Origin of the sequence: Sediminibacterium sp. KACHI17 (assembly GCF_040362915.1) — a bacterium.
Lineage (GTDB): Bacteria > Bacteroidota > Bacteroidia > Chitinophagales > Chitinophagaceae > Sediminibacterium.
Genome location: NZ_AP029612.1, coordinates 1,999,103 through 2,014,253, shown reverse-complemented (window position 1 = coordinate 2,014,253; position 15,151 = coordinate 1,999,103). Strand labels below are relative to the sequence as shown.

The 15,151-nt window shown below is 40.5% G+C and carries 18 protein-coding genes; 12 read left to right on the top strand and 6 right to left on the bottom strand.

Annotated elements, in window-relative coordinates; genetic code table 11:
- The first annotated feature begins 1 nt into the window (after position 1).
- The 12 genes from ABXG83_RS08930 to yidD all read left to right on the top strand — a co-directional run bounded on the left by ABXG83_RS08930 (position 2) and on the right by yidD (position 11,158).
- A complete protein-coding gene (locus ABXG83_RS08930) occupies positions 2-700 on the top strand; it encodes a CBS domain-containing protein (RefSeq protein ID WP_353548508.1) in 699 nt (232 codons plus the stop codon).
- Positions 701-759: 59 nt separating this feature from the next.
- Positions 760-2,193: a POTRA domain-containing protein gene (locus ABXG83_RS08925; RefSeq protein ID WP_353548507.1), complete on the top strand. Its 1,434-nt coding sequence runs from the start codon at positions 760-762 to the stop codon at positions 2,191-2,193.
- Between the two features lie 74 nt (positions 2,194-2,267).
- Positions 2,268-3,146, top strand: coding sequence for an NAD kinase (locus tag ABXG83_RS08920; protein WP_353548506.1), 879 nt, complete (start codon positions 2,268-2,270; stop codon positions 3,144-3,146).
- A 191-nt stretch (positions 3,147-3,337) separates the two neighbouring features.
- Positions 3,338-4,186, top strand: coding sequence for a DUF6089 family protein (locus ABXG83_RS08915; protein ID WP_353548505.1), 849 nt, complete (start codon positions 3,338-3,340; stop codon positions 4,184-4,186).
- A gap of 114 nt (positions 4,187-4,300) precedes the next feature.
- Complete coding sequence (locus ABXG83_RS08910) at positions 4,301-5,065, top strand: isoprenyl transferase (protein ID WP_353548504.1); 765 nt, start codon at positions 4,301-4,303, stop codon at positions 5,063-5,065.
- A 176-nt stretch (positions 5,066-5,241) separates the two neighbouring features.
- Positions 5,242-7,956, top strand: coding sequence for a POTRA domain-containing protein (locus tag ABXG83_RS08905; RefSeq protein ID WP_353548503.1), 2,715 nt, complete (start codon positions 5,242-5,244; stop codon positions 7,954-7,956).
- 26 nt (positions 7,957-7,982) lie between these two features.
- Positions 7,983-8,498 (top strand): OmpH family outer membrane protein, encoded by a 516-nt coding sequence (locus tag ABXG83_RS08900; RefSeq protein WP_353548502.1) that lies wholly within the window; start codon positions 7,983-7,985, stop codon positions 8,496-8,498.
- A 41-nt stretch (positions 8,499-8,539) separates the two neighbouring features.
- Positions 8,540-9,154 (top strand): OmpH family outer membrane protein, encoded by a 615-nt coding sequence (locus ABXG83_RS08895; RefSeq protein WP_353548501.1) that lies wholly within the window; start codon positions 8,540-8,542, stop codon positions 9,152-9,154.
- A gap of 106 nt (positions 9,155-9,260) precedes the next feature.
- Positions 9,261-10,091, top strand: coding sequence for a glutamate racemase (gene murI / locus ABXG83_RS08890; protein ID WP_353548500.1), 831 nt, complete (start codon positions 9,261-9,263; stop codon positions 10,089-10,091).
- 167 nt (positions 10,092-10,258) lie between these two features.
- Positions 10,259-10,414, top strand: a complete 156-nt coding sequence (rpmH, locus tag ABXG83_RS08885) for a 50S ribosomal protein L34 (protein WP_026774417.1) — start codon at positions 10,259-10,261, stop codon at positions 10,412-10,414.
- A gap of 83 nt (positions 10,415-10,497) precedes the next feature.
- Positions 10,498-10,887, top strand: coding sequence for a ribonuclease P protein component (gene rnpA, locus ABXG83_RS08880; RefSeq protein WP_353548499.1), 390 nt, complete (start codon positions 10,498-10,500; stop codon positions 10,885-10,887).
- Between the two features lie 37 nt (positions 10,888-10,924).
- Positions 10,925-11,158 (top strand): membrane protein insertion efficiency factor YidD, encoded by a 234-nt coding sequence (gene yidD, locus ABXG83_RS08875; protein ID WP_353548498.1) that lies wholly within the window; start codon positions 10,925-10,927, stop codon positions 11,156-11,158.
- 89 nt (positions 11,159-11,247) lie between these two features.
- Here the strand turns inward: yidD and ABXG83_RS08870 are convergent, their stop codons facing one another.
- The 6 genes from ABXG83_RS08870 to ABXG83_RS08845 form a co-directional block, all read right to left on the bottom strand.
- Positions 11,248-11,853: a hypothetical protein gene (locus tag ABXG83_RS08870; RefSeq protein WP_353548497.1), complete on the bottom strand. Its 606-nt coding sequence runs from the start codon at positions 11,851-11,853 to the stop codon at positions 11,248-11,250.
- Positions 11,854-11,960: 107 nt separating this feature from the next.
- Positions 11,961-12,566 carry a superoxide dismutase gene (locus ABXG83_RS08865; RefSeq protein WP_353548496.1) on the bottom strand — a complete coding sequence of 202 codons (606 nt, stop codon included), beginning with the start codon at positions 12,564-12,566 and terminating at the stop codon, positions 11,961-11,963.
- A gap of 161 nt (positions 12,567-12,727) precedes the next feature.
- Positions 12,728-13,177 carry a tRNA adenosine(34) deaminase TadA gene (gene tadA / locus ABXG83_RS08860; protein ID WP_353548495.1) on the bottom strand — a complete coding sequence of 150 codons (450 nt, stop codon included), beginning with the start codon at positions 13,175-13,177 and terminating at the stop codon, positions 12,728-12,730.
- Positions 13,178-13,290: 113 nt separating this feature from the next.
- On the bottom strand, positions 13,291-13,896 hold the full coding sequence (locus ABXG83_RS08855; RefSeq protein ID WP_353548494.1) for a YdeI/OmpD-associated family protein: 606 nt from the start codon (positions 13,894-13,896) through the stop codon (positions 13,291-13,293).
- A gap of 80 nt (positions 13,897-13,976) precedes the next feature.
- Positions 13,977-14,705, bottom strand: a complete 729-nt coding sequence (locus ABXG83_RS08850; protein ID WP_353548493.1) for a DUF1080 domain-containing protein — start codon at positions 14,703-14,705, stop codon at positions 13,977-13,979.
- A 2-nt stretch (positions 14,706-14,707) separates the two neighbouring features.
- Positions 14,708-15,100 (bottom strand): c-type cytochrome, encoded by a 393-nt coding sequence (locus tag ABXG83_RS08845; RefSeq protein WP_353548492.1) that lies wholly within the window; start codon positions 15,098-15,100, stop codon positions 14,708-14,710.
- Positions 15,101-15,151: the final 51 nt, after the last annotated feature.

Below are 15,151 nucleotides of genomic sequence, written 5' to 3'. Positions count from 1 at the left end.
GTTGACGCGTATATTAGTTGACGAAAGAATTGGATCTATCATGCTCGCAACGCAGCTCATCAATACCGGTTTTCCTGCAGTCAATTTGTTTGACAAAGTTTCTTTTGCGCTCCAATTAATGGAAGATTATGATCTGTTGCATTTGCCAGTACTGAGTGAAGAAAAGTTTGCAGGGATCATTGAAAAAGATGAATTACTGGATGCTGATGAAGATGCATTACTGGCTTCACTGGAGCAATCGCTAAAAAAAATATCTATAAAAGGAGAAGAGCATTTCCTTGTTGCGCTTAAACTGATCGCAGAACATGAACTCACCATACTGCCCGTTGTGAATGAGCAATCGGAGTTGGCAGGAACCATTTCTTCCCGATCGATGCTTGTACATCTTTCCCGCTTTTTAAGCACAGAAGAAAAAGGAGGTGTGATCGTATTGGAAACAGATAAAAGACATTTTTCTTTTGGAGAGATCAGTCGATTGGTAGAAACCAACGATGCATATATCACACAGCTGAACACATATCCGGAAAATGATTCAGGTCAGATCATTGTAACGATCAAGATCAATAAAGTGGAAGTATCGGATATCGTAGCTACTTTCCAGCGTTATGACTATTCAGTTCGCTACTATTTTGGCGAAGAGCAGTATGCCAATGAGCTGAAAGAGAACTATAATCACCTGCTCGCCTACTTAAACATGTAGTGGGATCATCTACCTGCTTTTCCCTATTTTTACAAGCTTACTATTGTATAAAGGGTTTCATGCGCAAGAGGTTATTCATTGCTTTTATAGTTGTTTTTGTATCCTCAGGCGCTTTGCTTGCGCAGGAAGATTCCACCACCAAAGAATCATTGAGTTTGGCTGAAAGGGTTGCTATGCGCAGTATCTATCAGATCGTTGGTGACATCAAACTCAATGGAAATAAAAAGACCCGCGACTTTATTATCCTTCGTGAAATGGCCTTTAAAAAAGGAGAACATATCGCAGACAAGGAACTAGATAAACTACTGGAGCTATCACGACAACAGATCATGAATACATTGTTATTTGTAGATGTGAATGTGTATGTAGCCGCAAAAAAGGGAAATGTATTGATCATCAATGTTGATCTCAAGGAACGTTGGTATTTTTTCCCGACACCTTATTTCAGATTGGTCGATAGAAATTTTAATCAGTGGTGGGTAGATCAAAAAAGAAGCTTAGATCGGGTGAACTATGGGATCAAATTCATACAAAACAATACTACCGGAAGAAATGATAACCTCAATATCTGGTTTATCAATGGATATACTCAACAGTTTACAGTCAGATATGATATTCCTTTTATCGATAAAAAACTCACGAAAGGATTTAATATCGGCTTCATACGGGCTACTCAAAAAGAATTGAATTATGGAACAGCAGACAATAAGCAATTATTTAAGAGACAAGAATCTATAGCGAGAAAGTTTACCAGAGTGGATCTGACCTATTCTTATCGTCCGGATGTTCGTAATCGTCATTACTTTAAGGTGTCTTATAATGATGAGAATTTATCAGACAGTATTCTTCTACTCAATCCGAATTATTTTCCTGGTCGCACCACAAGATTCAGATACATTGATTTCAATTATCAGTATAAATATTACAATGTAGATTATATCCCCTATCCATCAAAAGGTTTTCATCTCGAAGCAAACCTGTATAAACGTGGGCTAACAAAAGAATCCAATCTCTGGCAAACCAGTGTGCGTGCTATTTATGCACGTCCATTATCAAAAAATTCCTTTTTGCATTTTGAGGGAATCGGCATCGTAAAGCTTCCCAGAAATGATGTGTTTTTTAATCAGCGATTATTGGGGTATGGACTGAATCAAATGCGTGGATTGGAATACAATGTAGTGGACGGAATTGCGGGTGGCATCCTGAAAACCACTTTACACAAACAGATATTCGGCTTTATTCTGCGTAATCCCTTCCCTAGTAAAACACATGATAAAATCCCTATTCGCTTTTTTCTGAAAGCTTATGGAGATCTGGGTTATGGGCATCATATCAATCCGGTAGCATCTAATACCCTGAACAATACATTGTTACGGACATGGGGCTTAGGCTTGGATATGGTATCGATCTATGATTTTCTATTTAAAATTGAGTACAGCTTCAATCAACTGGGGCGCAATGGCTTATATTTACAGACAAGAAGAGAGTTCTGACAACCAGCTTGTAAGAACGGATGTATCTGGCGGGAGATGGAACAGACCATCTACCAAACACACAAAGCATAACAATGAAAATTGCCATCTATAGCCGAGGGCTTGATTCTGAAATGGGTAATCCCATTCTGATATTATTGGATGAATTGGCCCGTTATGAAACTGAGGTATATATCTATCGTCCACTGATCGAAACCATGCATATTCCCGGGCATCTTTCAGAGAAAATGATCCCATTTAATGGTTCACAAGACCTGAATGAAGAGATCGATTGTCTGATCAGTTTGGGTGGTGATGGTACCATGTTGGATGCAGTAACCATGGTGCGCGATTATGGCATTCCCATACTGGGTATCAACTTTGGCCGATTAGGATTTTTGGCAAGCATCAGTAGGGATGAACTGACCAGTGCAGTAGAAGCGCTTATCAATCGCACATTTGTTGTTGACAAGCGAACACTGATGCATCTTGATTCCAATGAACCTTTGTTTGGTGATGCTCCCTTTGCATTGAATGAGTTTGCAATCCATAAACGGGATACTTCACCGATGATCAAGATACACACTTATCTAAATGGTGAATTCCTGAATACTTATTGGGCAGATGGATTGATCGTAGCCACACCAACCGGATCTACAGGTTATAATATGAGTTGTAATGGACCGATCTTATTTCCTGAATCAGCCAGTTTTGTGATCACACCGGTTGCCCCACATAATTTGAACGTACGTTCCATCATTGTTCCGGATAATAATATCATTTCTTTTGAAGTGGAGGGCAGGGCCGATATGTTCATTTGCGCATTGGATGCGCGCCGAGAGATCGTGAGTAAATCTGTTCAACTGGCCGTGCGAAAAGAACAATTTTGTGTGAATCTTGTCCGCTTGAATGAGAATAGTTTTCTATCAACCCTTAGAACCAAGCTGACCTGGGGATTGGATAAGAGAAACTAGCACATTCTATAAATTCCAAGGTAAAACTAAGCGCAGGCATCATTTTTGTGTAACTACTTATCTAATCATAATACGGTTTCCTTATCGGTAGTATGGTCTTGTAGTGATAGTTCTATGTGAAATACCGTTAAATTAACTTTTATCGTAACAAAATTTGGTGCTATTTTACAAAGGGTAAAGACGCAAACGCTATGTTCAAAAAAGCAATCGTATCGGTGTTACTGGTATTGGGTCTTCAACAGACACATGCTCAATTGATGGAAAGTTTTGTTCATCAGGGAGAAGTAGGTGTATCTGTAGGGGCCGCACATTATTTCGGTGATCTAAATCCGAATATCAAGGTCAATAGACCAAAAATGGCTGCGGGTCTTTTCTTTCGTAAACAGATCAGTAATTATATCGGTGTCAGACTTTCGGCAGAATATGCCATGTTGGGCTATTCAGATATTTACAGTGATAATGCTGCGCAACGCCGGCGTAACCTGAGTTTCAATAGTAATGTATGGGAACTTTCGGTGTCAGGAGATTTTAACTTTTTCCGTTTCCAGCCAGGATTTAAAGGATATCACTACACTCCCTATGTAGGTATCGGCTTGGGCGTTTTTTCACATGATCCTTATGCTTTTCTGAACGGAGAAAAATATATGCTTCGTCCTTTAGGTACCGAAGGTCAGGGTAGCTCACTGTATCCAAATTTGCAACCTTATAACCCAATTGCCATCAGCATACCTTTTACATTAGGGTTTAAATATGCTTTGAATGAAAGGATGAATGTATTTGGCGAATTGACCTACCGCTTTACCAATACCGATTATTTGGATGATGTCAGCGGACAATATGCTCCGGATGCCTTTCCACCCCTACCTGATGGATCACCTTCTCCGGCCTTCCTTTTACAAGACAGAAGCTATGAAACAGGTACTTCTATCGGAATCAAGGGGCGTCAGAGAGGAAATAGTCCACAAAAAGATGCTTTTGCAAGCTTCAAAGTCGGTGTTTCTTTCAGTTTACAGTCGTATAAATGTCCCCCTACCAAGTAGTTTGATGGTCAACCATCGGCTTAATGGCTGTTTATTCCTGATTTTTATGGGAATTAAATCCCTGCAACCCATTGATTTTGTTAATTTCGCAGCCTTAATACCGTAGGGACGACCATGCAGGAAACCTTAATTACACAAATCAATAAAGAGCGTCTGCCCAAACATATTGCCGTGATCATGGATGGCAATGGTCGTTGGGCCAAAGAAAAGGGGCAGGACAGACTTTATGGCCATTTTCATGGTGTGGAGAGTGTTAGGAGTATTGTTGAGGGCACTGCTGAATTGGGTATCAGCTATTTAACCTTATATGCATTCAGTACCGAAAACTGGGACAGACCGGTAAAAGAAGTAGAGGGGTTGATCGCTTTATTAGTGGATTCGATCAGGAAGGAAGTACCAACGCTCAACAAGAACAATATTCGTTTGCATGTGATCGGGGATTTGAGTATGCTGCCTGATTTCGCTCGAAATGAATTGAATGAAGCACTGGAAATGACGAGTACGAATACCGGCCTCAATCTCATACTGGCACTCAGTTACAGTAGCCGATGGGAGTTGACAAATGCCGTGAAACAAATCGGATTGGATGTTAAAGCCGGAAAAATCGATCCAGAAAACATTAATCAGGATACGATTCAGCAATACCTGGCAACCAGTGAGTTCCCTGATCCGGAATTGATGATCCGTACCAGTGGAGAATATCGTATCAGTAACTTTTTATTATACCAGTTGGCCTATGCGGAATTGTATTTTACCAATACCCGCTGGCCTGATTTCCGCAAAGAGCATTTATATGAAGCCCTTATTGATTTTCAATCCAGAGAAAGACGTTTCGGTAAAACCGGTCAACAAATTCAGGAAGAAAAACAATTGGCCTAAACAAAGCTGTCATAATAGCCTACATAAAGGTGGTTGATTTAACAAAGACTTTTAATAATTCCCGTTAATTTGCCCCGTTTATATAACCCAAAACCATTGAAAAGACTGCTGTTTCAAGTCCAGCCAGTTGAAGAACAAACAGAATCCGGATGCAGAAAGTGTACAAATTTTTAGTCTTGGCTTTAGTATCATCACTGGTAAGCGTAGGAACCTATGCGCAAGAAACTACTAGTAAGGATACGGTAATTACTTCCGTAGATGCGGATCTGATCAATATTTTCAACCAGCGTACTCCCAGAAAATACAAAATATCAGCTATCAGAGTTACCGGTAATAAATTCTTTGATGAGAATCTACTCATCTCGATTTCCAATATGAATATTGGCGATGAAGTGACCATCCCGGGTGGGGATGCCTTCTCTAAAGCCATCATGAAATTGTGGGATCAAAAATATTTTAGTGATGTAGAGATCTATATCACCAAACTGGTGGATAAAGAAATTGAAATCGAAATCGCTGTTACAGAGCGTCCGCGTTTATCTAACTTCTTTTTTAAAGGTGTTCGGAAAGGTGAGTCAGAAGATCTTACCGGTAAGACCGGTCTCGTTCGTAATCGTGTGATCACTGAAAACATGAAGATCTCTGCGATTGAAGCGATCAAGAAATTCTACAGTGAGAAAGGCTACCAGAATGCAAAAGTGCGCATTGATGAAAGACCGGATTCCACCTTTGATAATACACTGATCCTCGATTTCGTGGTCAATAAAGGACCTAAAGTTCGAATCAACAATATCAACTTTGGAGGCAATACTGTTGATGCCACTAAGTTGAAAAAACAATTAAAGGGCACGAAGGAAAAATCAAGACTGACATTAAATCCATCATTTGATAGCGGTCAGATCGTAACGGTAAAACGATATGATTTTGAACAATACCTTAAGGAAAAAGGGTTCCTGACATTAAGTAAGACCAAAAAAGTATTGGACCCTTATGCACGTTTCAAATTGTCTTCTGCAAAATTCAATATCATCAAATTTGAAGAAGACAAACAGAGTTTATTGGATTATTACAACTCACTGGGTCATAGAGATGCAGTGATTGAGAAAGACACGGTTTATTACAACAAAGCCGGTCATCTCAACATTGATATCAAAATGAATGAAGGTCGTAAATATTATTTCGGAAACATTACCTGGAGAGGTAACACCAAATATTCCGATTCTATTCTTTCAGCGATCATCGGTATTCGCAAAGGCGATATTTACAATCTCGATGTACTCAACAAAAAATTAGGTAAATCTGCTTCACCCGATGGAGGTGATATCAGTGGATTGTATCAGGATGATGGTTATCTTTTCTTCCGTACAGAACCTGTTGAAACGGCTGTATATAATGATACCATTGATTTTGAGATCAGGATCATTGAAGGTCCGCAAGCGACCATTAAGAATATCCGCATCAGTGGAAATGACCGTACCAAAGAACACGTGATTCGCCGTGAGTTGAGAACCATTCCGGGAGAGAAATTCAGCAGATCGGACCTGATCCGTTCACAGCGTGAGATCGCACAATTGAATTATTTTAACCAGGAGAAAATTGGTATCAATCCGATCCCTAATCCTGAAGATGGTACAGTAGATATCAATTACAGCGTTGAAGAAAAATCGAGCGATCAGCTTGAATTGAGTGCAGGTTGGGGTGGAGTGATCGGTTTAACAGGTACACTTGGGGTGTCTTTCAATAACTTCTCTATCCGAAATATCTGGAAGAAATCTGCTTGGGATCCATTGCCAATGGGGGATGGACAAAAACTCAGTTTACGTGTACAGAGTAATGGTAAGGCCTTCCGTTCTTATAACTTCTCATTCACTGAGCCTTGGCTGGGTGGAAAGAAAAGAAATGCATTGACCTTTAGCATTTACAATACCCGATTCGGACAAACGTTCAATCCTAATACCGGACTTTTTGATCCAAATTTTGCAGATAGAAGTTTTATCTCAACCACTGGTGCAACCATCAGTTTAGCCAAGCAATTGAAATGGCCGGATGACTTCTTCTCGCTGTCGATCGGTTTGAACTTTACGCGTTATAAACTAAGCGACTATGCAATTGATCCGATCAATTTGCCTGGTTTCAACAATGGTAACGTACACAACTTTAACTTCCGTATTGCTTTACAGCGATCATCGGTAGATCAGCCTTTGTTTCCGCGTTCAGGATCCAACTTCATGTTGAGTTTGGCGGTAACACCACCTTATTCATTGATCAATCCGAATATCACGAGCAAGGTCAACCCGTATCGTTGGGTAGAGTATCATAAATGGCGCTTCAATGGTGAATGGTTTGTGCCATTGGGAAGACCGCATGGTGAAGAGAGAAATAAGCAGTTTGTTCTTCGTGCATCTGCAAAATTCGGTTTTCTGGGAAGATTCAATAAAGACCTTCAGATTTCTCCATTTGAACGTTTTCAGGTGGGTGATGCGGGCTTGAGTAACCAGTTTGCACTGTTGGGTTATGATATCATTGCACACAGAGGATATCCTGTTTATGATAACTCAAATCCTAAAGTGAACCCTGATCAGCAGACAGCCAGACAATATTTTACAATATTTAACAAATACACCATGGAGCTGCGTTATCCATTGAGCTTAAATCCGAGCAGCACCATTTATGGGCTTGCATTCTATGAGGCAGCCAATGGTTGGTTTAACATGAAAGATTATAACCCATTCAAGCTCAGAAGGTCTGTCGGATTGGGTATGCGCTTCTTCTTACCCATGTTCGGTTTGCTTGGATTTGATTATGGCATAGGATTGGATAGGTTCTCACCAAACGGTCCGTTGAAAGATGCAGCAAGGTTTACCTTTATGCTAGGATTCGAACCGGAATAGAAACCTGAACAAAAAATTAATAGTTTATGAAAAAAACCTTACTCTTCGCCTTTCTATTGGTTGCTACATCCTTTATGGCACAATCGCAGCAGCGTTATGCGATCATTGATACCAAATACATCCTCGAGAAAATACCAGAGTATAAAAACGCAGATAAAAAATTACAGGAGATCGGAGAACAATGGCAGAAAGAGATCGATGATAAGCAGACTGCCTTGGATAAAATGTACAAGAACTATGAGGCAGAGCAGTTCATGCTGTCTGAAGATCTAAGGAAAAAACGGGAAGATGAGCTGTTTGTACGTGAAAAAGAGATCCGTGACCTGCAGAAAAAGCGTTTCGGGTACGAGGGCGATCTGTTTAAGGAACGTCAGCGACTGATCAAACCGGTACAGGACAGGGTTTATTCAGCTGTTCAGAAAATGGCGCTTGCCCGTTCTTATGATTTCGTACTCGATAAAAGTGAAGGAATTACCGTTATATTTGCCGACCCCAAACTGGATAAAAGCGATGATATCCTGAAAGAACTGGGGATCAAATAAAACTCCTAAAACAAAACAAATATCTCAAAATCCTCTCTACAATGAAGCAATTATTACTTGTGTGTGTGACGGTGGCTAGCTTACTGTTCTCCAACAATGCCCAGTCTCAGGTTAAGATCGGTCACTTCGATGAACAAAGTTTACTGAGCCTGTTCCCCGGTTTAGAACAAACCATGGACTCTGTTATGAATACTTATCTCAGAGATTCTTTAAATGTTGAATATGCATATTCCGTTCAGGATTATCAGCGCAGAGACAGCATCTTCAAAAAAGATTCTGCTACCATGCCTGCTAAAGCAAGAGAAATGGCCCTGAGTGATTTGAATAGATTGTATTACAAGATCGCAAACTGGCAACAGTATTCTCAGGAAATGCAACAAGATAAAATGGAACGTTTATTGGCTCCATACAGACAACAAATGTTCACTGCTTTACAACAGATCGTTGCAGAACAGAAATATACCTGGGTATTGAAATCAGAATCATTGTCTCCTTACGTACAGCCAAGTATCCTGGACAACCTTACCATTCGAGTTGCCATGAAACTCAATCTGCCACTGAGCAAAGAGATCATGGATGCTTGGAAAGCCGCAGGTGGAACAGTTCCTGCAAATACCGGAGCAAAGCCAGCAACACCGGCTCCTAAGAAAAATTAATTCCATTCTTTGAATGATATTCGATCCCGTTCATGTTACAATGAACGGGATTTTTTATGCTCATTTCTTATTCCTTTGATGAGCTGATAGGTATTAACTTCGTAACATGTCTTCTGCAAAGCAACCAATTGGTGTTTTTGATAGTGGTTATGGTGGACTTACCATTCTCAAAGAAATGGTCAAGACCTTGCCAGCATATGATTATCTCTATATGGGAGACAATGCACGCGCGCCATACGGTCCACGCTCTTTTGATACCGTGTACCAATACACTTTGCAATGCGTGCAATGGTTTTTTGAGCAGGGTTGTGAATTGGTGGTACTGGCATGCAATACGGCATCTGCAAAAGCTTTGCGTACCATTCAACAAAAGGACCTGGCAAAGATCGATCCTCATAAAAGAGTATTGGGTGTGATCAGACCTACTACAGAAGTCATCGGTGAATACAGCCGATCCGGATCTGTAGGTATTTTAGGAACCACAGGAACGGTGGTAAGTGAAAGTTATCCCATTGAGATCGCTAAATTCTTCCCATCCTTGAAAGTATATCAGGAAGCCTGTCCTATGTGGGTTCCATTGGTAGAGAATCATGAATATGATAAACCGGGTGCGGATTATTTTATCCGACAACACTTGAATCGTTTGTTTGAACAAGCACCGGATATCGATACACTATTGTTGGCCTGTACGCATTATCCATTGCTAATGGATAAGATCCGGGCATTTGCTCCTGCAGGTACCACCATTTTATCTCAGGGAAATATTGTGGCAACCAGTTTGAAAGCCTATCTCGAGCGGCACCCGGAAATGGAACAACGCTGTTCCAAAAATGGTAGCCGTACTTTTTATACCACCGATTCCGTGCAGGATTTTAATAATCATGCCAGTCTATTTTTTGGAGAAAAATTAGAGTCCAAACATCTTGAACTTTTATAACTGCACTTTTTTATCACTGAAAATCAATGCTTTAAAATTTATAAAGCGAAATTTTGTCGATTTCTGACCGCTTTTCCTTACTTTTGCCGTCCTTTCACAGACAGCAGTATGGTGACTGCCGTAATGAAATGAAACAAAATTATAGGGTTAGTTAAAAAAACGTAATTATGAAACGTACATTTCAACCGCATAAGCGCCGCCGTAAATCTGTTCACGGATTCCGCAAGCGTATGCAAACTGCTAACGGCCGTAAAGTATTGGCAAGCCGCAGAGCGAAAGGACGCAAGAAGCTGACGGTTTCAAGCGAAAAAGGATTAAAATAAATCTTGTTCCGATCTATCGGAATAAAGGATGAAATATAAAGTCCCGCTTTACGGCGGGACTTTTTTAGTTTAGTACCCAACAAATGAAGGCAAACGGTTATCATAAGAAAGAAAAGCTCAAGAGCAGAACGGAATTAAAAGCTGTATTTAGTACCGGCAAGAGTTTTTCTGTGTTTCCGATCAAAGTGTTTTTTATTGAGAAAGAAATCAATGATGCTTCATTTCCGGTGAGTGCCGGTGTGGGTGTGAGTTCAAGACATTTCAAAAAGGCAGTAGACAGAAACCGTATCAAAAGATTATTGAGAGAAGCATATCGTCTGGAAAAGCAACCTTTACTGCAAGCAGTTGCATCACAATCAAAGAGTTTTGCTGTATTCTTTCTCTACCTCGATAAAGAATTGCCGGATTATACATTGATCAGAGAAAAAGTAAAAGAAGGAATAGAAAAGCTGATCAAAAAAGTAACTAATTAAACAACCTACTCACTATTCACAATTGCCCATTCACATCATGAAGCTTCTCCTTCAACTACTCAGCTACCCTTTTATTCTGTTGATCAGGTTCTATCAGTATGTGATCTCTCCGAATATAGGCCCTAAATGCAGGTTTACTCCTACTTGTTCCCAATATGCAGTAGAGGCATTAAAAATGCATGGGTTGATCAAAGGCGGATGGCTATCAGTCAAAAGAATCAGTAAATGCAGACCGGGAGGAGGACATGGGTATGATCCGGTGTCGGAATAGAAAATAGGAAATAAGAAACAGAGAAATAAGAAATCAGGAATAAGAAAGTATATGTTTTCTCACTTTCTGATTTCTTATTTCTCTGTTTCTTATTCTTCTGTTTTCTCCTCTCCTGTCATGCCTTGTAATTTGGCAATGGTTTCGCGGATCTCTTTGATGCTGTAGAAGCGGTATACTTCGGGAGCTTTACCGTCTTTGCCTTCGGCAGAACGCATTTTATGAAATGGTCCGATGATAATGGCGTCAAAGTTATCGGTGATATGTACTGCCGAATTAGGAAGGATGAAAAAATTGCGATTGGCTTTACCAACATTTTTATTGGCTACCAGGTTTTCCAAAGAATCGATCTTAAATCGCAGCGCTTCCTGTGTGATCACCTGATTGGCCAGTTGAGGATTAGTATAGTTGACCTGACTTCCGATGATGGTATCGCTCTTTACATTCACGATATAGTAACCATTCTCTGTCAAGGTAACTTTAGCATCTCCCGCAGGAGTATTTAAAGTAAGTTCTACATTCTTTCCTACAAAGTCAACCGTTTTATCTTCATGTCCGGCTCCATCTGTGGCTTTGATGGTTTTGTTTTCTGTATTGATCTCGGCTGTTCCTTTACTAAATACTACCACTCTTTTCTGATCAGAAGCGCAAGCAGTAAAGAATAAGACAGCAATGAGGATGGAGAGGATTGATTTCATGAGTTATGTTTTGGTATAAAAAGGCTACAAGCCGTAAGCCTCAAGCTACAACGAATATTTCTATTCCTTTCTTATAGCCTGAAGCTTGTTGCTTGCAGCTTCTATTATTATTTGGCAGCTGCAAAACGCTCAGCTACTTTATTCCAGTTCACTACGTTCCAGAAAGCGGCGAGATAATCAGCACGGCGATTTTGATATTTGAGGTAATAAGCATGTTCCCAAACATCGGCACCTAAGATCGGCGTTCCTTTTACTTCTGCAACATCCATCAATGGATTATCCTGATTAGGAGTAGAGCTTACTTCCAGTTTGCCATCTTTTACAATCAACCAAGCCCATCCGCTACCAAAACGGGTCATACCTGCGTTGGCGAATTTTTCTTTAAAAGCATCAAAAGAGCCGAATGCAGCATTGATGGCATCGGCCAGTGCTCCACTTGGTGCTCCACCTGCATTGGGTGCTAAACTTTCCCAGAAAAAAGTATGGTTCCAGTGTCCGCCGCCATTGTTGCGTACTGCGGGACTAATAGATCCAGCTGCAGCAACCAATTGCTCCAATGTTTTTCCTTCATGCTCTGTTCCTGCAATAGCTTTATTCAGGTTGTCGACATAAGCCTGGTGATGTTTACCATGGTGGATTTGCATGGTAGTAGTATCAATATGTGGCTCCAACGCCTCATGTGCATACGGTAATGCTGCTAAAGTAAATGCCATAACTATGATTTTTTAAATGATTAAATAGGGATAACAAATTTACTGCTGTTAGGGGGAATGGAGATGATTTGTTTCTTAAATCGAAAGTTGGTTTTAGCTTCAAGCTACAAATAGTGGATTTAAGCCTGACTTGTGGTATGTCGCTTGCCGCGTGCAGCTTTTCATCGCTTCTGCTGAAAGAAATTCTTCATCAGCCAGGCGCATTCATCTTTCAATATACCACTAATGACTTCTGTTTTGGGATGAAAGGGGGAGTGATTGGCGATGAGGTGTTTATGGAACCCATTTTTTTCATCACTAGCCCCATATACAATACGTCCGATCTTACCCCAATATAGAGCACCGCAGCACATCAAACAGGGTTCTAGGGTTACATAGAGTGTAGCATCGGGAAGATATTTACTGCCTATACTACTGTATGCAGAGGTTAATGCCAATATTTCTGCATGTGCGGTTGAATCATTCAATAATTCTACCTGATTATGCCCACGCGCAATAATCTTATTATTCATTACCACTACAGCGCCCACGGGTACTTCATCGGTATCAAAAGCCAATTGCGCTTCTTTCAGCGCTTGTTGCATGAAGTATTCGTGGGATTCTGGGATCATAGAGGGAGTTGAATAGTCCATAGACCATAGACCATGGTCCATGGACTAGTTTGGCGTAAAAGTACTATATATCGTGAAACATATTTTGCATCTACCATCTGCCATCCGCCATTTCACTTGTACTTCCAGTTTCTATCTTTTCCTTCTTCCAACCATTCCATCATGGTATTGAGGCGTTTGATGCGGGTGGGTTCTGTTTTGGCTTCTGTGATCCATTCGATGTATTCTTTTTTGTGCGATGGTGAGAAGGCTTCAAATATTTTTCTGGCTTTTGCATTTTTTTTCAATGCAGCGGTCACATCTGATGGAACAGTGATCTCTTTTTGTACTGTTTTGGTCTTGGCAGGCAACTTAACACCGTTTTCATTCAGTTGAACGGCTTCTTTGATATATGCGAGCATGATCTTATCAGCAGGCAGATCTTTAATGCTTGTTATTCGATCAAAATGTCCCATCGCCCCTCGGTCTTTGAGCTGCATGATCTTATTCGGATCTTTCATGATGGATGCTTTCCAGAAACCAAAAGCACAATGTTGTTTGAAGGCTGCCATACTACATACCACACCTTTGTATTCAAAATGAGGGAAGCTCCATTTCATGGTTTCAGTAATATCCGGACAGGCCTTGTGTACCAACTTTCGAATGTGTTGTAAAATGGGCTGTGCAAAAGGTGCAGCTTTTGCGATATAGACATCAATACGTGGGTCTTGTCTGGTCATTAGCTAATATAAAAAAACATCCGCTCTAATTAAAGCAGATGTTTTTAAAATCCTTACAGGTGGAAGCTTGCAGCTTATACTCAAAGCTTTTTCACCACAATGTTCTTAAACCAAACATTGTCTCCATGATCTTGTAAAGCAATATGTCCTTTGAAAGTTTTACCGAAGGCAGGCATGGATCTGAATTTGCTGTTTGCGATCAGATTATTCCACTGCTCATCACCATAGGTAGTTGATAAAATGGAACTGCCATTCAATTTGAACTCCAGTTTGCCTCTGTTGCAAATGATCTCAGCAGTATTCCATTCTCCTACCGGTTTGATAACCCCTTCTGTGGTCGCGATCAGGTCATATAAGTTACCTGCACGATGTTTTTGGATCTTTCCATCCGGATGTCCATCATTATCTAGCACCTGCATTTCAGGTCCGGTATACCAAACATATTTGTATTTGGATGGATCATTCTGTACCCAGAAAATAACACCACTATTACCGTTCTTGGCGATCTTCCAATCCAATTTCAGGTGAAAATTTTCCAGTTCCATTTCATGCACAATGTCACCACCGCCTTTCGATTGCCAGTCTGTTTTATCAGATGCATCTAAATGCAATGTACCATCCACTACTTTCCATGCTTGTCCAACAGATTCTTTACCATAGGTCTTCCAACCTTTGGTAGATTTTCCATCAAAAAGGGATATCCATTCTCCCTTTTGTTGAACACTGTTCATGGTAGTATCATGATTGGAAGGCGTGCTAAAAAACAACATAGTGCTTAACAATGCTGCACTGATCCAGGTTTGTATCATACTTATTTCTTTAAGAGCATAATGTATTTCACCATTGCTTTTGCATCCTCTTCGCTAATGGTTGGGTGAGCAGTCATAGGAACAGATCCCCATACGCCTTGTCCACCTTTGATGATCTTTCCTGCCAGCATGGTGATATTCTCTTCTGTATTCTCATACTTCTCAGCCACTTCTTTGTAAGAAGGACCGATCAGTTTATCGCCAACTTTATGGCAGGTCAAACAATCAGATTTTCCGATCAGTTCCAATCCTTTTACATAATCAGGATTGCTACTCAAGTCATCTGTTGCTGCGGTAGTAGTGGTAGCAGCAGTCGTAGTTTCTTTTTTCTCTTCATTGCCTCCACATGCAGCCAGAATAGCTAACATTGAAAGGGATACTAAATACTTTTTCACGGTTTATTTGTTTTGGTGATGAGTGTGAGTCGTCCATGGACCATGGTCCAT

Excerpts from the sequence above, each read along its gene's own strand:
- ABXG83_RS08895 (WP_353548501.1), top strand. The coding sequence starts at position 8,540 with ATGAAGCAATTATTACTTGTGTGTGTGACGGTGGCTAGCTTACTGTTC.
- murI (WP_353548500.1), top strand. The coding sequence starts at position 9,261 with ATGTCTTCTGCAAAGCAACCAATTGGTGTTTTTGATAGTGGTTATGGT.
- ABXG83_RS08915 (WP_353548505.1), top strand. The coding sequence starts at position 3,338 with ATGTTCAAAAAAGCAATCGTATCGGTGTTACTGGTATTGGGTCTTCAA.
- ABXG83_RS08910 (WP_353548504.1), top strand. The coding sequence starts at position 4,301 with ATGCAGGAAACCTTAATTACACAAATCAATAAAGAGCGTCTGCCCAAA.
- rpmH (WP_026774417.1), top strand. The coding sequence starts at position 10,259 with ATGAAACGTACATTTCAACCGCATAAGCGCCGCCGTAAATCTGTTCAC.
- yidD (WP_353548498.1), top strand. The coding sequence starts at position 10,925 with ATGAAGCTTCTCCTTCAACTACTCAGCTACCCTTTTATTCTGTTGATC.
- tadA (WP_353548495.1), bottom strand. The coding sequence starts at position 13,177 with ATGATCCCAGAATCCCACGAATACTTCATGCAACAAGCGCTGAAAGAA.
- ABXG83_RS08920 (WP_353548506.1), top strand. The coding sequence starts at position 2,268 with ATGAAAATTGCCATCTATAGCCGAGGGCTTGATTCTGAAATGGGTAAT.
- ABXG83_RS08870 (WP_353548497.1), bottom strand. The coding sequence starts at position 11,853 with ATGAAATCAATCCTCTCCATCCTCATTGCTGTCTTATTCTTTACTGCT.
- rnpA (WP_353548499.1), top strand. The coding sequence starts at position 10,498 with ATGAAGGCAAACGGTTATCATAAGAAAGAAAAGCTCAAGAGCAGAACG.
- ABXG83_RS08900 (WP_353548502.1), top strand. The coding sequence starts at position 7,983 with ATGAAAAAAACCTTACTCTTCGCCTTTCTATTGGTTGCTACATCCTTT.
- ABXG83_RS08850 (WP_353548493.1), bottom strand. The coding sequence starts at position 14,705 with ATGATACAAACCTGGATCAGTGCAGCATTGTTAAGCACTATGTTGTTT.
- ABXG83_RS08925 (WP_353548507.1), top strand. The coding sequence starts at position 760 with ATGCGCAAGAGGTTATTCATTGCTTTTATAGTTGTTTTTGTATCCTCA.
- ABXG83_RS08855 (WP_353548494.1), bottom strand. The coding sequence starts at position 13,896 with ATGACCAGACAAGACCCACGTATTGATGTCTATATCGCAAAAGCTGCA.
- ABXG83_RS08865 (WP_353548496.1), bottom strand. The coding sequence starts at position 12,566 with ATGGCATTTACTTTAGCAGCATTACCGTATGCACATGAGGCGTTGGAG.